The sequence below is a fragment of the Streptomyces sp. NPDC048504 genome, from assembly GCF_043200035.1.
GTDB lineage: Bacteria > Actinomycetota > Actinomycetes > Streptomycetales > Streptomycetaceae > Streptomyces.
In genome coordinates, this window is the sequence record NZ_JBICXA010000002.1 from 494,765 (window position 1) to 516,972 (window position 22,208).

At 70.7% G+C, this 22,208-nt stretch carries 20 protein-coding genes; 7 read left to right on the forward strand and 13 right to left on the reverse strand.

What is annotated here, in order from left to right:
• The first annotated feature begins 18 nt into the window (after window positions 1-18).
• A complete protein-coding gene (locus ACGFY9_RS06540; RefSeq protein WP_393752567.1) occupies window positions 19-948 on the forward strand; it encodes a 1-phosphofructokinase family hexose kinase in 930 nt (309 codons plus the stop codon).
• 10 nt (window positions 949-958) lie between these two features.
• On the opposite strand, the gene ACGFY9_RS06545 is transcribed toward ACGFY9_RS06540, so the two are convergent.
• Together ACGFY9_RS06545 and cdgB are read right to left on the reverse strand one after the other, a co-directional pair.
• Window positions 959-1,930, reverse strand: coding sequence for a carbohydrate-binding protein (locus ACGFY9_RS06545; protein ID WP_393752569.1), 972 nt, complete (start codon window positions 1,928-1,930; stop codon window positions 959-961).
• Window positions 1,931-2,072: 142 nt separating this feature from the next.
• Window positions 2,073-3,731, reverse strand: coding sequence for a diguanylate cyclase CdgB (gene cdgB, locus ACGFY9_RS06550; RefSeq protein WP_393752571.1), 1,659 nt, complete (start codon window positions 3,729-3,731; stop codon window positions 2,073-2,075).
• Between the two features lie 281 nt (window positions 3,732-4,012).
• On the opposite strand from cdgB, the gene ACGFY9_RS06555 reads away from it, so the two are divergent.
• On the forward strand, window positions 4,013-4,609 hold the full coding sequence (locus ACGFY9_RS06555; protein ID WP_393752573.1) for a flavin reductase family protein: 597 nt from the start codon (window positions 4,013-4,015) through the stop codon (window positions 4,607-4,609).
• Window positions 4,610-4,999: 390 nt separating this feature from the next.
• Here the strand turns inward: ACGFY9_RS06555 and ACGFY9_RS06560 are convergent, their stop codons facing one another.
• Together ACGFY9_RS06560 and arfB are read right to left on the reverse strand one after the other, a co-directional pair.
• Window positions 5,000-5,872, reverse strand: coding sequence for a sigma-70 family RNA polymerase sigma factor (locus ACGFY9_RS06560; protein WP_393752575.1), 873 nt, complete (start codon window positions 5,870-5,872; stop codon window positions 5,000-5,002).
• Between the two features lie 79 nt (window positions 5,873-5,951).
• Window positions 5,952-6,380 carry an alternative ribosome rescue aminoacyl-tRNA hydrolase ArfB gene (gene arfB, locus ACGFY9_RS06565; protein ID WP_033281389.1) on the reverse strand — a complete coding sequence of 143 codons (429 nt, stop codon included), beginning with the start codon at window positions 6,378-6,380 and terminating at the stop codon, window positions 5,952-5,954.
• A gap of 175 nt (window positions 6,381-6,555) precedes the next feature.
• On the opposite strand from arfB, the gene ACGFY9_RS06570 reads away from it, so the two are divergent.
• From ACGFY9_RS06570 to ACGFY9_RS06585, 4 genes are all read left to right on the forward strand, one after another.
• Window positions 6,556-7,131 (forward strand): TerD family protein, encoded by a 576-nt coding sequence (locus ACGFY9_RS06570; protein ID WP_019057183.1) that lies wholly within the window; start codon window positions 6,556-6,558, stop codon window positions 7,129-7,131.
• A gap of 215 nt (window positions 7,132-7,346) precedes the next feature.
• Entirely contained in the window at window positions 7,347-8,600 is a 1,254-nt protein-coding gene (locus ACGFY9_RS06575; RefSeq protein WP_393752577.1) for a DUF1266 domain-containing protein, read from the forward strand.
• Between the two features lie 48 nt (window positions 8,601-8,648).
• The gene (locus tag ACGFY9_RS06580; RefSeq protein ID WP_393752579.1) at window positions 8,649-10,013 is read left to right on the forward strand and encodes a glycoside hydrolase family 26 protein; all 1,365 of its coding nucleotides are present in this window, start codon (window positions 8,649-8,651) and stop codon (window positions 10,011-10,013) included.
• Between the two features lie 68 nt (window positions 10,014-10,081).
• On the forward strand, window positions 10,082-11,044 hold the full coding sequence (locus tag ACGFY9_RS06585; RefSeq protein WP_393752581.1) for a GNAT family N-acetyltransferase: 963 nt from the start codon (window positions 10,082-10,084) through the stop codon (window positions 11,042-11,044).
• A gap of 54 nt (window positions 11,045-11,098) precedes the next feature.
• Here ACGFY9_RS06585 and ACGFY9_RS06590 read toward each other — a convergent pair whose 3' ends face one another.
• The 9 genes from ACGFY9_RS06590 to ACGFY9_RS06630 all read right to left on the reverse strand — a co-directional run bounded on the left by ACGFY9_RS06590 (window position 11,099) and on the right by ACGFY9_RS06630 (window position 21,562).
• Window positions 11,099-12,064 carry a ribose-phosphate diphosphokinase gene (locus ACGFY9_RS06590; protein WP_393752854.1) on the reverse strand — a complete coding sequence of 322 codons (966 nt, stop codon included), beginning with the start codon at window positions 12,062-12,064 and terminating at the stop codon, window positions 11,099-11,101.
• A gap of 11 nt (window positions 12,065-12,075) precedes the next feature.
• A complete protein-coding gene (locus tag ACGFY9_RS06595) occupies window positions 12,076-13,146 on the reverse strand; it encodes an alkene reductase (RefSeq protein WP_393752583.1) in 1,071 nt (356 codons plus the stop codon).
• Between the two features lie 179 nt (window positions 13,147-13,325).
• Window positions 13,326-14,258: a pseudouridine-5'-phosphate glycosidase gene (locus tag ACGFY9_RS06600; RefSeq protein ID WP_393752585.1), complete on the reverse strand. Its 933-nt coding sequence runs from the start codon at window positions 14,256-14,258 to the stop codon at window positions 13,326-13,328.
• Window positions 14,255-14,527 carry a tautomerase family protein gene (locus ACGFY9_RS06605; RefSeq protein WP_393752587.1) on the reverse strand — a complete coding sequence of 91 codons (273 nt, stop codon included), beginning with the start codon at window positions 14,525-14,527 and terminating at the stop codon, window positions 14,255-14,257. The genes ACGFY9_RS06600 and ACGFY9_RS06605 overlap by 4 nt, the downstream gene beginning before the upstream one ends.
• A gap of 40 nt (window positions 14,528-14,567) precedes the next feature.
• Window positions 14,568-18,398 carry an amino acid adenylation domain-containing protein gene (locus ACGFY9_RS06610; RefSeq protein WP_393752589.1) on the reverse strand — a complete coding sequence of 1,277 codons (3,831 nt, stop codon included), beginning with the start codon at window positions 18,396-18,398 and terminating at the stop codon, window positions 14,568-14,570.
• Between the two features lie 37 nt (window positions 18,399-18,435).
• Window positions 18,436-19,344: an EamA family transporter gene (locus ACGFY9_RS06615; protein ID WP_393752591.1), complete on the reverse strand. Its 909-nt coding sequence runs from the start codon at window positions 19,342-19,344 to the stop codon at window positions 18,436-18,438.
• Entirely contained in the window at window positions 19,341-20,006 is a 666-nt protein-coding gene (gene upp, locus ACGFY9_RS06620; protein ID WP_393752593.1) for a uracil phosphoribosyltransferase, read from the reverse strand. The genes ACGFY9_RS06615 and upp overlap by 4 nt, the downstream gene beginning before the upstream one ends.
• A gap of 110 nt (window positions 20,007-20,116) precedes the next feature.
• Window positions 20,117-20,800 carry a phosphoribosylanthranilate isomerase gene (locus ACGFY9_RS06625; protein ID WP_393752595.1) on the reverse strand — a complete coding sequence of 228 codons (684 nt, stop codon included), beginning with the start codon at window positions 20,798-20,800 and terminating at the stop codon, window positions 20,117-20,119.
• 99 nt (window positions 20,801-20,899) lie between these two features.
• Window positions 20,900-21,562 carry a nitroreductase family protein gene (locus ACGFY9_RS06630; RefSeq protein ID WP_393752597.1) on the reverse strand — a complete coding sequence of 221 codons (663 nt, stop codon included), beginning with the start codon at window positions 21,560-21,562 and terminating at the stop codon, window positions 20,900-20,902.
• A gap of 124 nt (window positions 21,563-21,686) precedes the next feature.
• Between ACGFY9_RS06630 and ACGFY9_RS06635 the strand changes: the two genes are divergently transcribed.
• Complete coding sequence (locus ACGFY9_RS06635; protein WP_393752599.1) at window positions 21,687-22,190, forward strand: MarR family winged helix-turn-helix transcriptional regulator; 504 nt, start codon at window positions 21,687-21,689, stop codon at window positions 22,188-22,190.
• Window positions 22,191-22,208: the final 18 nt, after the last annotated feature.

The following is a 22,208-nucleotide window of genomic DNA, read 5'->3' on the forward strand; positions in this document are numbered from 1 at the left end:
TCGGGGGAGGTCGGCCCGGTGATCCTCACGGTGACGCTGAACACCGCTCTCGATATCACTTACCGGATACGGGAGTTGCGACCGCACGCTTCGCACCGCGTGTCCGAGGTGACGGAACGCCCCGGCGGCAAAGGCCTGAACGTGGCCCGGGTGCTGGCCGCCCTGGGCCACGAGGTGACGGTCACCGGCTTCACGGGCGGCGCAACCGGACGCATCGTCCAGGACCAACTCGCGGGCACCCCAGGCGTGTTGGACGCACTCGTCCCGGTCTCCGGCGCGACCCGCCGCACGATAGCGGTGGTCGACGAGCTGACAGGTGACACGACTCAACTCAACGAGCCCGGCCCGACGGTCACATCGGCGGAGTGGACGGCCTTCCAGGACGCGTACGAGGCCCTGCTGGGCGGGGTCTCGGCGGTGGCCCTGTGCGGAAGCCTGCCGCCCGGGCTGCCGGTGGGCGCGTACGCCGGCCTGATCCGCACCGCACGAACAGCGGGCGTCCCCGTCCTCCTGGACACCAGCGGCGAACCCCTGCGCCGAGGAGTCGCCGCCCGCCCCGACATCGTCAAGCCCAACACCGACGAACTGGCCGAACTCACCGGCTCCCACGACCCGTTGCGCGCCACCCAGGACGCACGTCGCCGGGGCGCCCGCACGGTGGTCGCCTCCCTGGGCACGAAGGGCCTGCTGGCGGCAACCCCGGAAGGCACCTGGCACGCGACACCCCCGGCCCGCGTCCACGGCAACCCGACCGGCGCGGGCGACTCGGCGGTCGCGGGCCTGCTGTCGGGGTGGGTCGAGCGGCTGCCGTGGCCGGACCGGCTGGCACGGGCCGTAGCACTGTCGGCGGCGACCGTACTGGCGCCCGCGGCAGGCGAGTTCGACCGGGCGGCGTACGAGGAGCTGCTGGGGCGGGTGGCGGTGACGGGGGACGCCAGCGCGGCGTGACGCGCCCCGGCTACTTCTTGACCTGGCCCTGCTTCACCCACAGCTGGTCCAGGAGGACGTTGCAGCTGTCGCCGTTCTCGCAGGACAGGGTGAGCGTGTTGCTGCCCTTGGTGAGGGTGGGCCACGCGAAGCTCGTCGTCCAGCCCTTCGCGAAGTCGCCGTCGGCGGCCTTCGCGTAGTTCTTCAGGCTGAACGGGCTGCCGAACTTCTTGCCGTTGATGCTCAGCGTCATCTGCTGGTCGTCGCTGGTCGAGCTGTAGTGCGCGAACACTGTGTAGGTGCCGTCCGAGGGGATGCCGTTCACCTGCCAGCTGACCGAGGCGCCGACGGTGTTCAGACCCGTCACATAGACACCGCCGGCGGCGTCTGCGCCCTTGACGTCCGACGCCAGGGTGGCCCCGCCCTGGAGGTTCAGTGCCTTGGCGTCGATGGTCTGGGTGTCCAGCCCGCTCGACGCGCTGCTGCTCGGCGACGGACTCGACGAAGCGCTCGACGAAGCCGACGGCGTCGAACCCGCCTGGTCGTTCGTCTTGTTGTCGTCGTTGCCGTTCATCATCGCCACGCTGATGCCGATGACGACCGCGGCGACGACCGCGATCGCGCCGATCAGCAGGCCCTTGGTGTTGGGGCCGCGGCCCCGGCCGTTGCCGCCGCCGTTGTTGTACGACGGGGGCTGCTGGCCTGCCGGGGGGCCGCCGGGGAAGGTCTCCGGGGCCTGGTAGTGCGCGTTCGGCTGGGCGCCGTAGGGCTGCTGCTGCGGGACGGTCTGGCCGTAGGGCTGCTGGTACGCGGTGGGGGCCGCGGCGGCCTGCTGGCCGCCGTACTGGCGCTCGCCCACCGGGCGCACTCGGTTGACCGAACCCGGGTAGCCGTAGCCACCGCCGGAGGGCGGCTGGGCGCCGGCGGCCTGGCCGTCCTCGTACAGGTAGCCGAACGGGTCGTCGTCCTCGGGCGTGCTCGCGCCGTTGTTGCCGGGCGTCATCCCTAGGTACTCCTCAACAGGTGCGGGTTCAGATACGTCAGCTTCAGACACGTCTGGATTTACGTCTGGAGAACTGCGAGCCTACCCGCTCCGCGTCGTCCAAACGGGTGACTCAGGCCGCATCAGACCACTGACCTGGAGATCATCCAGCGCGTCTGTGCTGTTTGGGACGAGATCGTTTCTCGATGTACATCCGTTCGTCAGCGGACTTCAGGACCTCGTCCGCCGTCATGCCGCAGTGGGCCCACCCGATACCGAAACTGGCCCCGACCCGCATGGCCCGGCCGTCGACCCGGATGGGCTGGATGATCTCGTTCCGCAGGCGTACGGCGAGGTCGGCGGCGTCGGCCTTGCCGAGCCCGTCGGCCAGGACGACGAACTCGTCGCCGCCGAGCCGGGCCACCGTGTCGCCGTCGCGCACCGCCCGGCCGAGCCGCCGCGCGACCTCGATGAGCACCGCGTCCCCCGCGTTGTGCCCGAACCGGTCGTTGATCGACTTGAAGCCGTCGAGGTCGCAGAAGAGCACCGCGAGCCCCTTGGTGCCGTCGTCCCGCTCGCCCTCGGGGGCGATGGTGTGGACGTGGTGGTCGTAGGCGTCGAGGAGGTCGGCGCCGGGGCGGAAGTCGAAGCCGTGGCCGTTCGCGTCGTAGGCCGCGTGTCCGTACGCGGCGTCGATGGACTCGATCTCGCCGGGGAACGCGGACTGCGGGCGCTGGCAGAGGCGGGCTGAGAGGCGGGTGCGCAGCTCCGCCGAGTTCGGCAGGCCGGTCAGCGCGTCGTGCGCGGCGCGGTGGGCGAGCTGCAGCTCGCGGCGCTTGCGGTCCTCTATGTCCTCGACGTGGGAGAGGAGGAAGCGCGGTCCGTCGGCGGCGTCGGCGACGACGGAGTTGCGGAGCGAGACCCAGACGTACGTGCCGTCCCGGCGGCCCAGGCGGAGCTCCGCGCGTCCGCCCTCCGCCGATGTTCTCAGCAGGGTGCCTATGTCCTCGGGGTGGACGAGGTCCGAGAAGGAGTAGCGGCGCATCGCGGAGGCCGGGCGGCCGAGGAGGCGGCACAGGGCGTCGTTGCTGCGCAGTATCCGGCCGTGCTGGTCGCCGCCCATCTCGGCTATCGCCATGCCGGAGGGGGCGTACTCGAAGGCCTGCCGGAAGCTCTCCTCGCTTGCCCGCAGGGCCTGTTGCTCGCGTTCGAGGCGGACCAGGGCGCGCTGCATGTTGGCGCGCAGCCGGGCGTTGCTGATCGCTATGGCCGCCTGGAACGCGTACATCTGGAGCGCCTCGCGCCCCCACGCGCCCGGCCGCCGGCCGTTGCGCGGGCGGTCCACGGACAGGACGCCGATCAGCTCGCCGCACGAGCCGCCGGCGACGCCGGGGGTGTACATGGGCGCGAAGAGCCGGTCGGACGGGTGCCACTCGTCCTCGAAGCGGGGTGCGGGGCCGTCGGTGTACCACTGCGGTACGTCGTCCTCGTCGAGGACCCAGCCCTCGGTGTGCGGGATGAACCGCAGGTCGCCCCAGGCCTCGCCCATGCCGAGCCGGCGCTCCCAGGAGCTGCGCGAGCCGACGCGGCCGGTGATGAGCGACTCGGCCGCGGAGTTGCCCGCGAAGGCGGCGACCACGAGGTCGCCGTCGGGGCGTACGAGGTTGACGCATGCCAGCTCGTACCCGAGACCGTTGACGACGCCGTCGGCGACGGTCTGCAGGGTGTCCGCCAGGCTGCGGGCGGTGTTCATGTCCGCCATGACCGTGTGCAGTTGCCGCAGGGTCGCAAGACGGACGTAGGGTTCCGACTCGGTCTCCATACTCGCCCTCCCCCCGAGACCTCGCAGTGAATCAAGGGTCATCTTCCCCGCCACTGAATCACAGCGCGCTGCCCACTCGGTACACAGGGTCAACAATTACTACCCCTTGTGACTCAAGTCACAGCAGAAGATGAACAATTGAGTGGAGTTTCTGCATTTTCCCTGTGCGTTAACTGAACGCAAACTGTGCGGGTGTGTGGACATGATGCACGACGATGTTCCGCCGCGTGGGCCATTGGTCCTAGGACCCGAGTGGGCCGCAGGTCCGATGTGGTGCGCGGATGTACGAGGCTAGCGTTTCGGGCGTGCTGAACACCTCGTCGATCACCAGGACCGTTCCCTCCGGGCATGCTGTGGGGGTGAGCAACGACGAGTTCCGCGCCGCCCTCTCGCGGCTGGCCGCGGGCGTGGTCCTGGTGACCGCGCACGAGGAGCCCTACGACCCGGACGACCCCCAGGCCCCGGTCGGCGAGGACGTGGGCATGACAGCCACCGCCTTCATGTCGGTCTCCCTGGACCCGCCCCTGGTCCTGGTCAGCCTCCGCAACGGCTCCCGCATGGACGACCTCCTCGACGAACAGCCCCTGTGGGCCGTCTCCGTCCTCTCCGAGAGCCAGCGCCACATCGCGGGCCGCTTCGCGATGAAGGGCCGCATCAGCGACCGTCTGCTGTTCGACGACATTCCCTACGTCCACGGGGAGGCCTCCGGGGCCCCGTTGGTGCGGGGGGCTCTGGCGACGCTGGAGTGCCGCACGGAACAGCGGGTTCCGGCCGGGGACCACACGCTGGTCATCGGGCGGGTGCTGACGGCGGAAGTGGGGAGCGCCGAGGGGGGTCCGCTGTCGTATTTCCGGGGGAGGTACCGGCAGTTGGGGTAGCGGGCGGGGGTCGGGGGACGCTTTTCCGGGGCTGGTGACGGCGGTTGGGGTGAGATTGGTCATGCCAGGAGAAGGAGTCCGGTGAGTGGACTGCCGGCCCATCTTCGGGTCGGTTGTCGGCAGTTGGCGTGCGCGGGCCACCTCGCGGACAACTCCGGGGCTGATGACGGCAGTCGGGGTGCGCGGGCCGCCTCCTGCGAGGAACACCACAGGCGACCCGACGAACCAACTCCGCGACAGCCACCAGCAGTTGGCGTACGCCGGTTCACCTCCCGGACAACTCCAGGACAGATGACGGCAGTCGGCGTCACGCAGGCCACGCCGGGTTGGAGCACAAGGGCGGGTCTCCGTCCCGTCTCCGGGGCAGCTGGTCAGCACAGTTGACGTGTGTCAGCCGTCCGCGAGGACCACGTCCAGCAGGGCCACCCTCTCCGGGGCCGTCACTATGTCGATCGCGGCGATGCGGTCGCGGACGAAGGTGAAGGTCAGGGTGCGTTCGGGGCGGCCGTCGACGATCAGGGCGATGGCGGTGGCGCCGTTCACCAGGGCGTGCCGTGCGAAGGCGGCGAAGTGGGCGAAACTGGTCGCGCCGGAGGCCACGGAGGCGGCACCCGTGGTCACCCCGCCCTCGGAGCGGGCGACGACGTCCGGGTCGAGCACCTTCACCAGCGCGTCGAAGTCGCCCTCGCGCACGGCGGCGAGGAAGGCGTCGGCGACCACCCGTTGCCGTACGAGATCCGCGTCCGGCGCGGGAGCGCCCTGCACCCGGCGGCGGGCCCGGCTCGCCAGCTGCCGTGCCGCCGTGGGCGTACGGCCGACGATGGACGCGATCTCCTCGAAGGGGACGGCGAACAGGTCGTGCAGCACGAAGGCGAGGCGCTCGGCGGGGGTCAGCGTCTCCAGGACGACGAGCAGCGCGACGCCGACCGAGTCGGCCAGGAGGGCGTCCTGTTCGGGATCGGGGCCGGGCGCCGGGGCGGGCGTGACGGCTTCGAGGGGCTCCTCCGCGCGGGACTTGCGGGAGCGGAGCATGTCGAGGCAGACCCGGCCGACGACCGTGGTGAGCCAGCCGCCCAGGTTCTCCACCCGCCCGCTGTCCGTACGGCTCAGCCGGAACCAGGCCTCCTGCACGGCGTCGTCGGCCTCGGCGGAGGAACCCAGCATGCGGTAGGCGACGGCGCGGAGATGCGGGCGGTGGGATTCGAAACGGGCGGCGAGGAATTCACTGTCCATTTGTTGTTGGGGGAATTCGAAGTCGCCCATGGGTAAACGCTCCTCGTCGCGATCCGTCGTCACTGGTACGACGAAGCACGGGACGAGGACGTGACAACCGGTGCCGGAACTACCCCCAGTCCCGCCCGTTCCGCCCCCGCTTGGTGTCGGACCGCTGCTTCTTCTCCCGCAGCCGGCGTTCATTGATACCGCGCGGAATACGGGTGGCCCGGCGCGGCTTCGGCGGCGGCGCGGTGGCCTCCGCGAGCAGCGCCGCGAGGCGTACGGCGGCGGTCTCGCGGTTGCGCCACTGGGACCGGTGCTCGGAGGACCGTACGGTGACGACGCCGTCGACGAGCCGCGACGCGAGCCGTTCCAGCGCGCGCTGCTTCCACACCGGGGGCAGGGCCTCGGTCTTGGCCAGGTCGAACCGCAGCTCCACCTGGGAGTCGCTGGTGTTGACGTGCTGCCCACCCGGCCCTGACGACCGCGAGAAACGCCACATGAGCTCGGCCTCGGGCAGGGAGACGGAGCCGCGGACGGGATAGGGACCGGACATGTCCCCATGGTCGCGTGTCTGTCCGGTCCACGTCACGCCATTTACTCCGGAGGTTCCGGGTAAAGAAAGTAAAGTCACCTGGAACCTTCGGTACCCCTCTTGGCGTTCATACAGGTACCGGTAGCTTCGTCCTCAGTACGAAGCCCGCACCGCAACGAGGGAAGGACTCCCAACAATGGCTGTAAGCCTGTCCAAGGGTGGCAACGTCTCGCTCACCAAGGAGGCCCCGGGCCTGACCGCCGTCACCGTAGGCCTCGGCTGGGACGTCCGCACCACCACCGGCACGGACTTCGACCTCGACGCCTCGGCGATCGCGGTCAACCCCGAGGGCAAGGTCTACTCGGACGGTCACTTCATCTTCTTCAACAACAAGTCGACCCCGGACCAGACGATCGTCCACACCGGCGACAACCGCACGGGCGAGGGCGCGGGCGACGACGAGGCGATCAACGTCAACCTGGCCGGCCTCCCGGCGGACGTCGAGAAGATCGTCTTCCCGGTCTCGATCTACGACGCGGAGACCCGCTCGCAGAACTTCGGCCAGGTCCGCAACGCGTACATCCGCATCGTGAACCAGGCCGGCGGCGCCGAGATCGCCCGCTACGACCTCTCCGAGGACGCGGCGACGGAGACGGCGATGGTCTTCGGCGAGCTGTACCGCAACGGAGCGGAGTGGAAGTTCCGCGCGGTGGGCCAGGGTTACGCCTCCGGCCTGGTCGGCATCGCGCAGGACTTCGGCGTCAACGTCTGACGTCCGCCGCGCTTGTAGTGCCGTGTGTGAGGCCCCCGGCCGCGGTTGCGGCCGGGGGCCTCGGCATGTGCGGGAACGCGACGCGGCGGACCGGGAGTCGAGGGAACCCGGGAGTTGAGGGAACAAGGCACGGGGGCCGCACAGGGGTGTCCCAGGCGCGTATGGCAATGTGCCGGGATCAACAGTCGTTGGCCCCTGGAAGGACAGCGAGCCCTATGTCGTTCGGACCGTCCCCCGCCGGTTTCGGGCCTCCCCCACCTCCCGCCTGGACCCCGCCGACCGAGACGGAACGCGCACTGGCCGAGGCGAGGGCACGCGGCGACTGGCCCGCGTACTACGACGTACTGGCCCGGGTCCGCCTCTACTACGTGATGTCACGCGAGGCCTACGACGCCCGACCGGACCGTACGCACCGCACGTTCACCCGCGACCCCCGCACCGGCGCCGAACGCTGGGAGCTCTTCACGGACGGCATGCTGCCCGCGCCACGCCCCGACCTGGTGTACTCCCGCGCCTGGCTGCACCGGGTGGCGGACGCCTGGAACCCGCAGTGCCCACCCACCCTCCTCGTCAACCCCGGCTCCCCGTGCGAACTGGCCCTCCCCTACGGTCCCCCGGGCACGACGGACTGGTCACGCGCGGCGGAGCGAACCGGCACCCCCGACACCTCCATGCGCCTGCGCGCGCTCCACGTCGGCGGCGTCCTCCACGGCCCCGTGGCCCACGGCCTGGCCTGCGGAGCCCTCCTCTGCGTCAGCAACGGCTCCCTCTGGAACGCGCTGGCCTGGCACGGCAGCGGCTACGACGGTGAGCGCCGGCGACTGCGCGAGTGGTGGGGCATCACCACCCGCGCCGAGTGGCAGCACCACCTGCGCAACCTGCTCGCCTGCGAAGCGTCCAGCTCCGTATGGGAGTTCGCGCTGAGCCTGCGCCGCACGATCGCCCGCGACTTCGGCGGCCACGTGGACACCGGCTACTGGCGCCAGGCCGTGGCCACCGTCATCCGGGCCAACTCGGAGGGCTCCACGGTGATCACCGAAGACGGCGTCACAAAAACAGACCCCCGCCCGGCGTCGGAGACCGAGGCCCGCATCGAGGGCGTACAACGCCTGATCGGCCGCATCACCCGCTACGAGGCCCGCATGCGCGCCGACGGCATCCTCGCCGAGAACCGCTACGTCACCTCGGTGGAGGCCTGGGACCTGGGCCGAGCCTCGAAAATGGCCCGCTGGGGCCTGGGCGCCCGCTTCGCCACCCTCCCGGAGACAGAGTCCGCCGTCATCCGCGCCGGCCGGGCCGCCGCCCTCGCCTACCGCTCCTGGCCCGACTTCTCCGCCGGCTACATCCTCGGCCGCTGCCTGCACTTCGACGAGGAGGAGTTCGGGGACTGGTACCAGGACATGGTCTCGGCGCACCGGATTCTGACGTCCGAACCCGGGAGCCCTTGGCTGAACATCCCGTTCCGGTAGGAGGGCCATACCCTGGCGAAGATCCGTTCCTCACCAGGAGGTTGAGCCTTGCGAAGACGTACGTTCGTCACCGCCCTCGGCGCCGCAGTCGCCGCGTCCGCCGCACCGGGAGTGGCACGGGCGGCCTCACCGCTCATCGCCCCCACGCTGACGGGCCGCGACCCGTCGGCGTCGGCGAACGCGCAGAAGGTCTACGGCCGGCTGGTGTCGCTGGAGAACGCCGCGCGCTCCGGGACGCACCCGATGACGATCATCGGCCAGCACATCGAGACCCAGCAGGAGCTGTACAACGCGAGTTACGGGGACACGGGCGGCACGACGTTCTCCGGCTACTACTACAAGAAGGCCGCGGACATCACAGGCAAGCTGTCCGGCTTCGTCGAGATCGACCTCGGGCCCGGGTACGGCGCGACCGGCTGGGGGACGTACGGCGACCGGTCCTACAACCGGCCGCTGGGACTGCCGACGGGGCAGCGGGCGTGGCAGTACACGGACGATGCCGTCGACCTCGCCTTCGGCGTGTGGAAGGGGCTGCCGCGCGCGGCGGACGGCACGTACAACCCGGACGGCACCATGGTCCGGCTCGACGGCACCACCGCGTCCCTCGCCAACGGCGGCGCCGCCTCCGGGATCGTGGGCATGAGCTTCCACCAGCCGTACCCCGGTTCCGCGGTGAAGTCCTGGAGCCAGGTCCTCACCCAGGCCGCGGGCCAGCACCCGGGCGGAGACGCGTCCTACCCGCCGGCGACACTCACCACCGACCAGGCATGGTTCGACCGGGTCCTCGACTGGGAGTCGGACACCGACGAGTACCGGGCGCTCCTCGCGGACCTCGCCTTCCTGGCCGCCTCGCTCTCGTACTTCGCCGCATGGGACATACCGGTGCTCCTGCGGCCGTACCACGAGATGAACGGCGACTGGTTCTGGTGGGGCGGGAAGACCCCGGCCTCCTACAAGAAGCTGTGGCGGATCACCTACGACTTCCTGGTGAAGACGAAGGGCCTGCACAATCTGATCTTCGTCTGGGCACCCGGCGCCTGGGACCCGCAGGGCGACGACGTGCCGTGGGACTACTACCCCGGGGCCGACCTCGTCGACATCGTCGGCGTCGACGACTACAGCCCGTCCGCCTCGGACCTCACGCACGATTACTACACGGGGCTGGTCGACTACGCGAAGCCGCGGATGCTCGCGGAGACGTACAACATGCCGATCACGGCGGCCGGTTCGAACGCGCTGACCCGCAGCCCGTGGGTGATCTGGAGCACCTGGGGCTCCGGCCTGACCAAGACGGCCATCAACTCGAACGCGGACGTGAAGGCGACGTACTACGCCACGGACCAGGTGTACACGGGCGGTTCGGGCACCGGGTTCGGCCAGAACTTCGCCTGGGGCTCGGTCCACGCCCACTGAGCGCGGGGGCCCACGCCAAACAGATCTGGTTCGAGCTCGGCGGAGCCCCCGGCCGCTAGCGTGCCCCCATGTTCCTCGAACCGCTCACGTCGACCGAGGCCGGTGCGCTGCCCGGTGAGCTGCTGACCGAACTCGCCGCCCTCTACGCCTCCAACCACGCGTTCCACGCCCTCAGCGGTGACTTCCCGGACCCGGAGGACATCCGGCCCGAGCAGGTGGCGACCGCGCTTGCCGACGAACTGGCCGATCCGGACACCGAGGTGCTGCTCGCCCGTAGCGCCGGGCGGCTGGTCGGGATCGCGATCACCCTCGGGACGCGTCCCGACCCGGATGACGAAGATCCCTGGATCGGGCTGTTGATGATCGACGCCACGCGGCAACAGCAGGGGCACGGGCGGACGTTGGCGTCCCTCGTCGAGGACCGTTTCCGCGCGGCCGGCCGAACCGCCGTACGCCTGGCCGTCCTTGACAACAATCCCGACGCCCTCGCCTTCTGGACCGCCCTCGGCTACGACGTCATCGACCACCGCCGGGACCGCCAACTCGGCCGCCCCTGCACGGTCTTGCGCAAGCAGCTGCGCAGGACCCGCCACTCCGTCCGCATCGCGGTACTCGACCCCACCGGCGCCGTCTTCCTCTTCCGCTACGACGACCCCGAGACCGGCGGCACCTTCTGGGCCCTCCCCGGCGGCGGCCTCGAAGCCGACGAGACCCCACGCGAGGCCGCCCTGCGCGAACTCCAGGAGGAGACCGGCTGGACCGACCTGGAACCCGGCCCCCTCCTGTCCACCAGAGAGATCGACCTCACCCTCGCCGGCACCCCGACCCACCAGCACGAACGCATCTACGTCACCCACGGCCCACACCGCGAGCCCACCGGCGCCCACCTCACCGCCACCCACGCCCAGGACGGCATCCTGGCCTGGCGGTGGTGGCCCCGGGGGGAACTGCGGACCACGACGGAGACCGTGTGGCCGGCCGAACTCGCCGTACTCCTCGATGAGTTGGACGAGAAAGGCGGGCAGGACTGACACGGGCCGCCCTCCCCGTCCCCGAAGGGTGGGAGGGCGGCCCGTCGCGCGCTCCTACAACTCGTCCATCAGGCTCGTCACCGAGCCGTTCTCGAAGATCTCCCGGATCGCGTGGGCGATCAGCGGGGCGACGGACAGGACCTCGACCTTGTCCAGGCCGGTCGCCGCGGCGGTCGGCAGGGTGTCGGTGAAGACGAAGCGGGTGACCCGGGAGTTCTTCAGGCGGTCCACGGCGGGCCCGGACAGGATGCCGTGGGTGGCCGCCACGATGACGTCCTCGGCGCCGCTCGCGTACAGCGCGTCGGCCGCGGCGCAGATCGTGCCCGCCGTGTCGACCATGTCGTCCACCAGGACGCAGGTCCGCCCGTCCACCTCGCCGACCACCTCGTGGACGCTGACCTGGTGGGCGATGTCCTTGTCGCGCTTCTTGTGGACGATCGCGAGAGGTGCCCCGAGCCGGTCGCACCAGCGGTCGGCGACCCGCACGCGGCCGGCGTCCGGCGACACCACCGTCAGGCGGTCGCGGTCGGTGCCCGCGGCGATGTGGTCCGCGAGCGTGGGCAGGGCGAAGAGGTGGTCCACCGGGCCGTCGAAGAAGCCCACGATCTGGTCGGTGTGCAGATCGATCGTGATGATCCGGTCGGCGCCCGCGGCCGTCAGCAGGTCGGCCACCAACCGCGCCGAGATCGGCTCGCGGCCCTTGTGTTTCTTGTCCTGCCGCGAGTAGCCGTAGAACGGGGCGACGACCGTGACGCTGCGGGCGGAGGCCCGTTTCAGCGCGTCGATCATGATGAGCTGTTCCATGATCCACGTGTTGATCGGCGCCGTGTGGGACTGGACGACGAAGCAGTCCGCGCCGCGCACCGACTGCTCGAAGCGGACGTAGATCTCGCCGTTGGCGAAGTCCCGAGCCTGGGCCGGCACCAGGCCGGTGCCCAGTTCCCGGGCGATCCGGTCGGCGAGTTGGGGGTGGGCCCGGCCGGAGAAGAGGAGCAGCTCCCGCCGGGCGCCACGGACCACGGGGACAGGGCTCACTGGCCGAGCACCGGGTAGTCGGTGTAGCCGCGGTGGTCGCCGCCGTAGTACGTGGACTCGTCGGGCGCGGTGAAGGGGCCGCCGGCCTTGACGCGGGCGGGCAGGTCGGGGTTGGCCAGGAACAGGGCGCCGAGCGAGACGGCGTCGGCCAGGCCCTCGTCGAGGACCTGCTGGGCGGTGTCCACCGAGGCCGGGAAGGAGTCGCCGGTGGCGTGCGGGTTCACCACCAGGTTGCCTTCCCACAGCTCGCGGACGAGCCGGGTGACAGGGCGGGCGACGATCTCGCAGACCTCCAGGAAGGCCAGCTCGGGGAGGGCCGGGACGAGGGCCGCGTACAGGGCCTCGGTGTCGCCCTCCGCGATGTCGTTGTAGGTGTTCGCGGGCGAGAGGCGCACGCTGGTGCGCTCGTTGCCGATCGCCCCGGCGACCGCCTCGGTGACCTCCACCGTGAGGCGGACGCGGTTCGCGACGGAGCCGCCATAGCCGTCGGTGCGGTGATTGGTGTTGGCGGCGAGGAACTGGTGCAGCAGGAAGCCGTTGCCCGCGTGGACCTGGACGCCGTCGAAGCCGGCCTCGGCCGCGTTGCGGGCGGCGTCCGCGAAGTCCCGTACGGTGGCGGCGATCTCGTCGGCCGTGAGCTCGTGCGGGACCGGGTAGTCCTGGAGCCCGGAGAGCGTGAAGCACTGCCCGGCTGCGGCGACCGCCGAGGGGGCGACGGACCGGTGGGCGCTGTCGTACAGCGACGGGTGGCCGATCCGCCCCGAGTGCATCAGCTGTACGACGATCCGGCCGCCCGCCGCGTGCACGGCGTCGGTGACGGTGCGCCAGGTCCTGACCTGCTCGGGGTGGTGCAGCCCGGGGGTGTTGAGGAAGCCCTGGCCGACCTGGGAGGGCTGGGTGCCCTCGGTGATGATGAGCCCGGCCGAGGCGCGCTGGGCGTAGTACTCGGCCATCAACTCGGTCGCGCCGCCACAGGACTTGGCCCGGTTGCGCGTCATGGGGGCCATCACGAGCCGGTTGCCGAGGGCGATCTTGCCGAAGGTCACGGAGTCGAACAGCGAGGTCATGGTCATCCTTTGCGGGTGAAGCGGGTGAAGGTGAATACGTGCGGCGACCCGGGCGGGTGGCCATGGGCAGGCCACGCGGGCGGGCTGAGGAACTCAGCCCCTCCGGCGTCCGAGGAGCGGGGGTCCGGGGGCGGAGCCCCCCGGGGACAGCACGGGTAGGGGCCGCGGGGAAACGGCGGTCAGGAACCGTCGGCCACGTGGCGCGCGTAGGCGGCGGCCAGCCGGCCGCCCACCTCGGCGGTGGAGATGAGGACGGCCATGTTGGCCTGCGCGGTACGGCCGCCGGTGGCCCGGTCGACCGCGTGCATCAGGTACTTGGTGAGGCCCTGGCCGGTGACGCCGTCCGACTCGGCGCGGGCCAGGGCGTCTTGGATGGCCGCCTCGGCCTCGGCGGGGTCGACCGCGTCCTCGGCCCGGGGCGGGGTGGTGAGGACGATCCCGCCGGGGTGGCCGGTGGCCCAGTGGGTGGCGACGACCTCGGCGATCAGGTCCTCGTCGTCGATGCGGTGCGGGGACCGGACGCCGCTGGAGGCGCAGTAGAACGCGGGAAAGTCGTCGGAGCCGTGGGAGATCACCGGGACGCACTGCGTCTCCAGGTACTCCATGGTCAGCTTCAGGTCGAGGATCATCTTCGCGCCGGCGCAGACGACCGCGACCTTGGAGCGGGTGAGCTGGATCAGGTCCGAGGAGACGTCCATGGTGGTCTCGGCGCCCCGGTGGACGCCGCCGAGACCGGCGGAGGCGAAGAACGGGATCCCGGCCAGCTCGGCGGCGACCAGCGAGGACGCGACGGTGGTCGCGCCGGGACCTCGGCGGGCGAGCACCACGGGCAGATCGCGGCTGGAGACCTTGGGGATGCCGGTGCCGGACGCGAACCGTTCGATGTCCTGCTCGGTCATGCCGACCCGGATGGCACCGTCCTCGACGCAGATGGTCGCCGGCACGGAGCCGCCCTTGCGGACGGCGGCCTCGACCTCGTACGCGGTCTCCGCGTTCTGCGGGTACTTCAGGCCGTGGGTGATGACGTTGGACTCCAGCGCGACGACCGGCCGGCCCTCGTGCAGGGCCTCGCGGACCTCTTCGGAGTGGACGATCGGGATACGGGCGGTCATCGGGTTCCTTCGGTGGGTTCGATGGGTTCGATCGGGAGGGGCTGGGAGTAGTTCGGCTGCTTCCACAGCAGGTGGGATCCGGCCTCGATCTCGGGCCCGTGGACGCGCTCCGTCCACAGCGCGGGCTCGACGGGCTCCACGGCGAGGGACACCGCTCCCGGGTCGGTGCCGAAGACCCGGGTGACGGTCTCGGTCAGCGCGGCGACCAGGTCGGCCTTCTCGGCCTCGGTGAACGTGCGGGGGAAGTGCTTGATGCTGATGTGCGGCACGACGGCACTCCTTTCTGACTGACGGCCTTGTCGGAGGCCTCTACTGATGGGCCGTCACTTGCCGTATACGGCCGATGAGTTCGCCCACCCCGTGCTTCTTCAGCACCCCGTAGTGGTCGCCGTCGAGGTCGACGACGGTGGGCGGCTGGGCGGAGTATCCGGAGCTGTTCTCCAGGAAGGAGTAGTCGTCGCCGCGGGCCTTGAAGACCGTGACCGGCGCCTCGATCCGGCGCTCCTGGAGCTCGCGGAAGCTGTACTCGAACTCGTAGGTCCCGGCGACGATCCGGGTGATGCGGCGAATCGTTCCTTCATCGAGTGCGGGGAGCCGGTCGTGGACGAATTCCACGAAGGATTCCTCGTCCGTGACCTCCCGCAGGCAGGCCTCTACGGCCGGGCCGTGCGCGGTGCCGGCGAAGACGGAGAACAGGATGGCGACGTAGGCCGGGTTGGCGAACGAGGACTCGCGGCCCCACCGCCGGCCGTCCTCCGTACGCACCTCGGGGTTGCCGGGGCAGATCAGCAGCAGGTTCTCCACCTTCTCGCCGAGCTGCTCCAGCTGCCAGGCCGCCTCGAAGGCCACCCGGGCACCGAAGGAGTACCCCCACAGCGTGTACGGCCCGGACGGCTGGACCCGGCGGATCTCCGCCACGTCGGCCATCGCCATCTCCCGGATCGAACCGTGGGGCACCTCGCCCGGGTTGATGCCGTGGGCCTGGATTCCGGTCACCGGACGGTCCAGGTCCACGCCCTGGGCGAGCAGCCGCAGGTTCATCGGGTAGCCGCCCAGGCCGGGCCAGCAGTACACCGGGGACTCGGCGCCCGCGGTGTGCAGCGGCACCAGGCGGGAGGCGCGCCCGGGGGCGCCGTCGTCGACGCGGGCGGCGAGGTCCGCGAGGCGCGGGGACTCGAAGACGACCTGGAGCGGGAGAGCGGTGTCGAACTCCCGGTTGATCCGGTTGACGAGCGCGACGGCGTGCAGGGAGTTGCCGCCGGAGGCGAAGAACTCGTCCTGGGTGGAGACGTCGTCGTACTTCAGCATCCGGCCCCACTCGGCGGCCAGCCACCGTTCGGTCGCCGTCGCGGGTGCCACATACGCCGTCGCGGTGCGCTGCGCGGTCACCTCGGGCAGCCGGGCCGTGGCCTTGGCGTCGATCTTCCCGTTCGCGGTGAGCGGCAGCTCGTTCACCACCACCACGCGGGCCGGGATCATGTAGTCCGGCAGGAACCGCGCGAGGTCGTCACGGATCATCTCCGCCGGACCCTTGGTGTGTACGGCGTCCTCGCTCATCCCCTCGTGCGCGGCCTGCCCGGCGCTGATCCGGCCGCCGACGAAGAAGTACGAGGCGGGGGCGGCCTGGACCCCGGCGGCGGCGAGCAGTTCGTCCAGGCGGCGGGCGGCCGGCAGCGGGTTGCCCGACTTCGACGAGTAGCCCGACGACATGAGGCCCATTCCGGGGACGCGCTGGAGGCGGTGCAGCAGCGTGCCCAGCACGAGATAGCGCTGCCAGTCCTGGCCGGCCCGGGAGACGGCGCTGATGCCGAACGCGGCCCGGTCGTACACGCCCTGGTTGATGGCGATGACATGCCGCCGCTCGACCGTCCCCGCGCCGATCCGGCTCAACTGGCCGTCCCCGTACCGGTACAGGCCCTCCGCCAGCCCCGCCACCCGGTCGCCGTGCGCCTGCACGAACAGCTCGACCTGGTCCGGGGATGTCCGGCCGTGGTCCGCGGTGATCTCGAAGGTGCCCAGGTAGCGGTCGCCCTCGGCGGCGTCGAGCCGTGCCGTGACGCCGGGGTCGAAGCCGACGGGGTCGATGGTCAGGCCGTATCCGGGCAGGATCTCCTCGAAGACACCGATCATGTGGCCGGCCTCGAACTCCAGCACCTCCACGATGTTGTTCTTGTAGACGGGCTCGATCGCCCGCGTACGGCCCAGGAAGTGCACCCGCAGCACGGGACCGGTGAGCCGCCCGTCGAGGTCGCCGACGCGGACGAGGGTGTGGTCGGCGGGGTGGTGGTAGTAGACGCCGGACAGCCCGAACAGGCCGTCGATCTCCAGGTACGTCTGCGTGGCGTACAGGGCGCCCGGTGAGGCGTAGGCGTACTTCGGCAGCAGCCGCTCGGCGCTGCGGAACGGGCCGAACCAGCGCAGGAGTTGGCCGAACTCCTCCAGGGTGAGCTCGGCGAGAGCGCGCCGTGCGCCCGGTGTACGGGGGTGGGGGGCGAGCAGGGCCAGGAGGTCGTCGGCGGTGACCTGGCCGCCGTCGTAGAACCGGTAGGTCTTGCGGGCGAACGCCTCCCGGCGCTGCTCCGCGGTGGCCGACTTGCCCGGCAGCGCGATGACTTGACGACTCGTCAGCTCCGCCTCGGTCCGCACGCCGGGGTCGGAGAGCTGCGCCTTCACCTGGAGCTTCGACGCCTTCGACTGGTGATGGGCGGCGTCGCTGCGCCCCTGGTCCATCACCGCGGCCGTGCGTTCGTTCAACTCCACCGCCGCCACAAGGGACTTGCTCCCGTTGCGCGGATCGTCGGTGACGACCGCCGCGGCGCGCCGCACCCAGGTGTGCTCCTCGATCCGGGAGGCGACCTCCTCCAACTCCACGCGGTAGCCGCGCAGTTTGACCTGGTTGTCGGTGCGGCCGGTGAACTGGATGGTGCCGTCCGCGTTCCACTGGCACAGGTCACCGGTGCGGTACAGGCGCTCGGTCGGGTTGAACGGCGAGGTGACGAAGCGCTGGGCGGTCGTCTCGGGCAGGCCGATGTAGCCGCGGGCCAACTGGACCCCGCCGATGAACAGTTCACCGCTCTCGCCGATGTCGACCGGCTGCCGGTTCTCGTCGAGGATGTAGCAGGTCACGTGGTCGGCCGGCACCCCGACGGGCAGGATCCCGGCGGACGCCTCGTCGAGGACGTCGGGATCGACCCAGTGCGAGGTGGCGTTGATCGTGGTCTCGGTCGGTCCGTAGAGGTTGACCAGGGACACTGCGGGCAGTGCCGTGAACAGGTCCTTCGCGAGCGTGGCGGTGAGCGCCTCACCGCCGGAGAAGAGCCGGGTCAGCGAGGTGCAGGCGGTCAGCTCCTCGGTGTCGACGAGCGCCTGCAGCAGGGTGGGCACGCCCTGGAGCGCGGTCACCCGGTGCTCGCAGATCATGGTGATGATGGCCTCGGGGTCCCGGAAGAGCCCCGGGCCGCCCATCACCACCCGGGCGCCGACGGCGCAGGCCAGGATCTCCCACTGCGCGGCGTCGAAGCTCATCGGTGTCTTCTGCAGGATCGACGCCCCGGGGCCGAGGTGCCCGCAGTCGGCGAGCCAGCGCAGCTGGGAGACGATGCTGCGCTGCTCGATCATCACGCCCTTGGGCCTGCCGGTGCTGCCCGAGGTGTAGATGACGTAGGCGAGATGATCGCCGCGCGAGTCCGGCAGGGGCGTCTTCGGCTGTCCGGAGGCGTCGGCGAGGGTGACGACGGTGGTGCCCTCGGGGACGAGGGCGAGGGCGCGCTCGCGCAACTGGGGCTGGGTGACGACGACTTGGGCCCCGGAGTTCTCGACCATGTACCTGAGCCGGGCTTCGGGGTAGTCGGGCGAGAGCGGCAGATAGGCGGCGCCGGCGGCGAGGATGCCCCACACGCCGGTCATCAGGTCGGCGGACGGCTCGGCGTAGAGGCCGACGCAGGTGTCCGGTGTGACACCGAGCGCGGCCAGGTGGGCGCCGAACCGGTCGGCGCCGTCGCTGAGTTGGCGGAAGGTGACATGGCCCTCGGAGGTGGTGAGGGCGATGTCGTCGGGACGCAGGCGGGCCTGATGGGTGAGCAGGCCGCGCAGCGACGCGGGCTTGGAGAACACGCCGGTTATCGGTGGCTGGGTGTTCATGTGGTGTTCGATCCCCCCGGATTGGTTGATGTGTCGCTCAGACTCTGCTGGCGGCGCGCGCGGGTGGCGCCGGTGCGGCCTGCTTGCCGCCGTTGCGCGGCTGGGCGAGGACGACGGCGGCTACGACGGCCACCGCGCCGGCCAGTTGGAGCGGGCGCAGGGTCTCGTCGAGGAAGAGGTAGCCGAGGACCGTCGCGCACAGCGGCGAGGCGAACGACAGGAACGAGGCGGCCAGCGCGGGCAGCCGGGACAGGCCGCGGAACCACAGCACGTAGGCGATCAGCGCGCCGATGACGCCGAGGTAGAGGTACCCGCCGATGTTGCCCCAGGTGAGGTGGTCCGGCAGGTCCTCGCTCGCGAGCATGACGGGCAGCAGGACCAGACCGCCGACGGTGAGCTGCCAGCCGGTGAAGGCGAGCAGGCTGACGTCGTCGGGGCGGCCCCACTTCTTGGTGAGCACGATGCCGGAGGCCATGGACAGCGCGCCGAGGAGCCCGGCCAGCACACCGACTCCGTCCAGGCCGGCGTGCGGCTGCAGCACCAGCAGGGCCACCCCGGCGGCGGCCAGCAGACAGGAGCCGACGTGCAGCGGCCGGATCCGGTCCTTCAGCAGCAGCGAGCCGAGCAGCAGCACGATCATCGGCTGGATGGACATCACCAGGGCGGCCACTCCGCCGGGCAGGTGGTAGGCGGCCAGGAACAGGAAGTAGAAGAACGCCCCGATGTTCAGCACACCGAGGACGACGGCCCGCCACCACCACACGCCGCTGGGCAGCTTCCGCGTCATCAGCAGCAGGATCAGCCCGGCGGGCAGCGCGCGCAGCGTGGAGGCGAGCAGCGGCCGGTCCGGCGGCAGGAACTCGGTGGTGACCAGGTAGGTGGATCCCCAGACGGCCGGGGCGAGCGCGGTGAGCGCCGAAGTCGCCGCGATGCGTTGGCTGTTCACTTGACGGCTCCGGAGTCGGTGGTGCCGAAGAACCGGTCGCCGAAGTCGCCGATGCCGGGGATCATGAACGCGTGCTCGTTGAGCCGGTCCTCGATCGCGCTGGTGACGATCCGCACGTGCGGCCGCTCGGTGGCGATCCGGCGCAGTCCCTCGGGGGAGGACAGGAAGTTGATCATGATGATGTGGTTCTCGGGCACCCCGGCGTCCCGCAGGACGTCGATGGCGGCGATCGCGGAGCCGGCGGTGGCCAGCATCGGCTCCAGCAGGAGTACGTGCCGCTCGGCGATGTCCGCCGGAAGGTGCTGGTAGTACAGGTGCGGCAGCTTGGTCCGCTTGTCGCGCTGGATGAGGATCTTGCCGATCCGGATGCCGGGATGGACGTAGCGCAGCTCGCCCTCCATGGCCTCGCCGGCCCGGATGACGGGCACCGCGCAGATCTTCGTGGCGAATTCGAGGCCGTGGAAGGTGGTGCCGACCGGTGTGGTGACGTCCTTCTTGGTGAACGGCAGCAGATCCAGGCCGGCTTCGAGCAGCAGGCGGATGACGCGCCGCGAGTAGAAGACGAAGTCCTCGCGGGGGCAGTCCCGGTCGCGGATGATCGTGTGGATGGCGCGCAGCTGGTCGGTCTGCGGAAGCAGGTGCACGTTGTGGCCCGTGGTCACGGGTGACTCCTCTGGGTCCGGTGAGATCGACGGGAACAGGGGAGGGACGGGAGCGGACGGGGCGACCGGAGGTGTCCCCGTGTCCTGCGGTCGCCCCGGCTTCGGTCCGGTCAGCCGATCTCGTCGAAGGCGCGCCGGGCCTCGGCGAGGAACTTCGCGACCTTCGCCCGGTCCTTGCGCCCGTCGGGGCCCTCCAGGCCGGTGTGGGCGTCGACGGCGGCGGGCCGGACGGCGCGGATCGCGTCGCCGACGTTCTCCGGGTTCAGCCCGCCGGCCATCATCAGCGGCTTGGGCGAACGGCGGACGAGTTCCGCGGAGACGTTCCAGTCGTGCGTGAGGCCGGTGGCACCCTTCGCGCCGGTCCTCGGGTCGAAGGTGTCGGTGATGTACATGTCGACGAAGGGGTGCGTCTCGTCGACGAGCCGCAGCAGCTCCTCCGCGTTGTCCGCCTTGACGACCAGCGACTTGAGGACGAACAGCTCCGGCCGGATCTCCTTCAGCCGGCGCAGCTGCCCGGTCTCCACGTCACCGTGCAGCTGTACGGCGACGACACCGAGCTCGTGGCAGAAGGCGCTGATCTCCTCCGCGTCGGTGAGGTAACTGATGAGGACACCGGCGTGCGGGGCCTGAAGCCCCTTGATGATGACGGCGGCGTCCTGCTCCGGGATGTCGTCCTTGCCGGACGGCAGACGCAGCGCGAAACCGATCCAGTCCGCTCCCTCACCGATGACCATGTCGGCTTCGGCGGCGTCGATGATGCCGGCGACCTGGACGAGCTTGTTTACAGTGGTCACGAAGACCAACCCCCCTTGTTGTCACGGCCGTTCGGTCGGCCGTGGATGTGTGTGCCGCGGACAGCCGGAAACGCCCCACGTTCCCGGCCCCCGCCGGTGTCAGCGGCCGTACGTCTCGCTGAAACAGGTCAGCGAGCGGTCTCGGCGTCCCGGATGGCGGCGGGACTCGGCCGGGTGGCCGAGCGGGACGAGCAGGGCGATGTGCAGGTCGTCCCGGCCGTCGATGCCGACGGCCTTCTTGACCGCGTCCTCGTCCCAGCCGTTCATCGGGCTGGTGGCCAGGCCCGCGGCCTCGGCGGCGACCATGAGGAAGGACGCGGCGATCATGGCGTCCTTCACCGCGTACTCCCGCTCCAGACCGCGCTCGCGCAGGTCCTCGTGGAAGAGGCGCGCGTCCTCGGGCGAGGCGGCGGCGAACCGCTCGGACCACGCACCGCCGCGCCGCGCCGTCTCCCAGACGTCACCGCGGTCCTCGCGCCAGGCGCCGGACTCGGCGACGAACACCAGTGTCACCGGCGCCTCTTGAGGATGCGGCTGCCCGCCGGTGGCCTCGGCCAGGGCCTTGCGACCGTCCTCACCCGTCACCACGACGACGGACCTGGCCTGGAGGTTGAAGCTGGACGGAGCTTCCAGAGCCAGCTCGACCAGCTCGCGCAGCAGCGGGGCCGGCACCGGATCGGGCCGGTAGTGGCGGATGCTGCGGCGTGACCGGATGACCCGGGACACAGTGGCGTGATCCGTCGCGAGCGGCTCCACAGACATGAGACCAAGTCCTTCGACGTCGAACTATCTGACATCGAGAGGTTATGTCGTGGACTAGGGTGCAGTCAAACAGTTTGTTGTCGAATTAATGTGGTTGAAGCAATAGTGAACAGGAGGTGACCCCATGAGCGATGCCGTCACCCGTGACGCGGTCGACGACTTCATGGGCCAGTGGGCCGCCCAGCGCACTGACCTGGACCTCGACGCCATGGGCACCATCGGCCGCGTCCTGCGGCTTTCACGGCTGGTCAACACCCGACTGAAGGAGTACTTCGCCCAGTACGACATGGAGACCTGGGAGTTCGACGTCCTCGCCACCCTGCGCCGCGGCGACCGGCCGCTGACGGCGAAGGCGCTGGCCTCCAGCGTCATGATCGGCTCGGCCGCCCTCACCAACCGCGTCGACCGGCTCGTCGCCCACGGCCTCGTCACCCGCGACTCCGTCCCCGGCGACCGCCGCAGCCTGCACATCGCGCTCACCGACGCCGGGCGCGACCTCGTCGACCGTGTGGTGGAAGGCCACGTGCAGAACCAGATCCAGATCCTCTCGGCCCTGGAGAACTCCGACCGCGACGAGCTGAACCGGATGCTGCGCACCCTGCTGATCTCCCTGGGGGACACCCGCTGAGCGGCCTGAGCCGGCCCG

Excerpts from the sequence above, each read along its gene's own strand:
- ACGFY9_RS06545 (WP_393752569.1), bottom strand. The coding sequence starts at position 1,930 with ATGACGCCCGGCAACAACGGCGCGAGCACGCCCGAGGACGACGACCCG.
- cdgB (WP_393752571.1), bottom strand. The coding sequence starts at position 3,731 with ATGGAGACCGAGTCGGAACCCTACGTCCGTCTTGCGACCCTGCGGCAA.
- ACGFY9_RS06555 (WP_393752573.1), top strand. The coding sequence starts at position 4,013 with ATGTACGAGGCTAGCGTTTCGGGCGTGCTGAACACCTCGTCGATCACC.
- ACGFY9_RS06560 (WP_393752575.1), bottom strand. The coding sequence starts at position 5,872 with ATGGGCGACTTCGAATTCCCCCAACAACAAATGGACAGTGAATTCCTC.
- arfB (WP_033281389.1), bottom strand. The coding sequence starts at position 6,380 with ATGTCCGGTCCCTATCCCGTCCGCGGCTCCGTCTCCCTGCCCGAGGCC.
- ACGFY9_RS06570 (WP_019057183.1), top strand. The coding sequence starts at position 6,556 with ATGGCTGTAAGCCTGTCCAAGGGTGGCAACGTCTCGCTCACCAAGGAG.
- ACGFY9_RS06575 (WP_393752577.1), top strand. The coding sequence starts at position 7,347 with ATGTCGTTCGGACCGTCCCCCGCCGGTTTCGGGCCTCCCCCACCTCCC.
- ACGFY9_RS06585 (WP_393752581.1), top strand. The coding sequence starts at position 10,082 with ATGTTCCTCGAACCGCTCACGTCGACCGAGGCCGGTGCGCTGCCCGGT.
- ACGFY9_RS06595 (WP_393752583.1), bottom strand. The coding sequence starts at position 13,146 with ATGACCTCGCTGTTCGACTCCGTGACCTTCGGCAAGATCGCCCTCGGC.
- ACGFY9_RS06600 (WP_393752585.1), bottom strand. The coding sequence starts at position 14,258 with ATGACCGCCCGTATCCCGATCGTCCACTCCGAAGAGGTCCGCGAGGCC.
- ACGFY9_RS06610 (WP_393752589.1), bottom strand. The coding sequence starts at position 18,398 with ATGAACACCCAGCCACCGATAACCGGCGTGTTCTCCAAGCCCGCGTCG.
- ACGFY9_RS06630 (WP_393752597.1), bottom strand. The coding sequence starts at position 21,562 with ATGTCTGTGGAGCCGCTCGCGACGGATCACGCCACTGTGTCCCGGGTC.
- ACGFY9_RS06635 (WP_393752599.1), top strand. The coding sequence starts at position 21,687 with ATGAGCGATGCCGTCACCCGTGACGCGGTCGACGACTTCATGGGCCAG.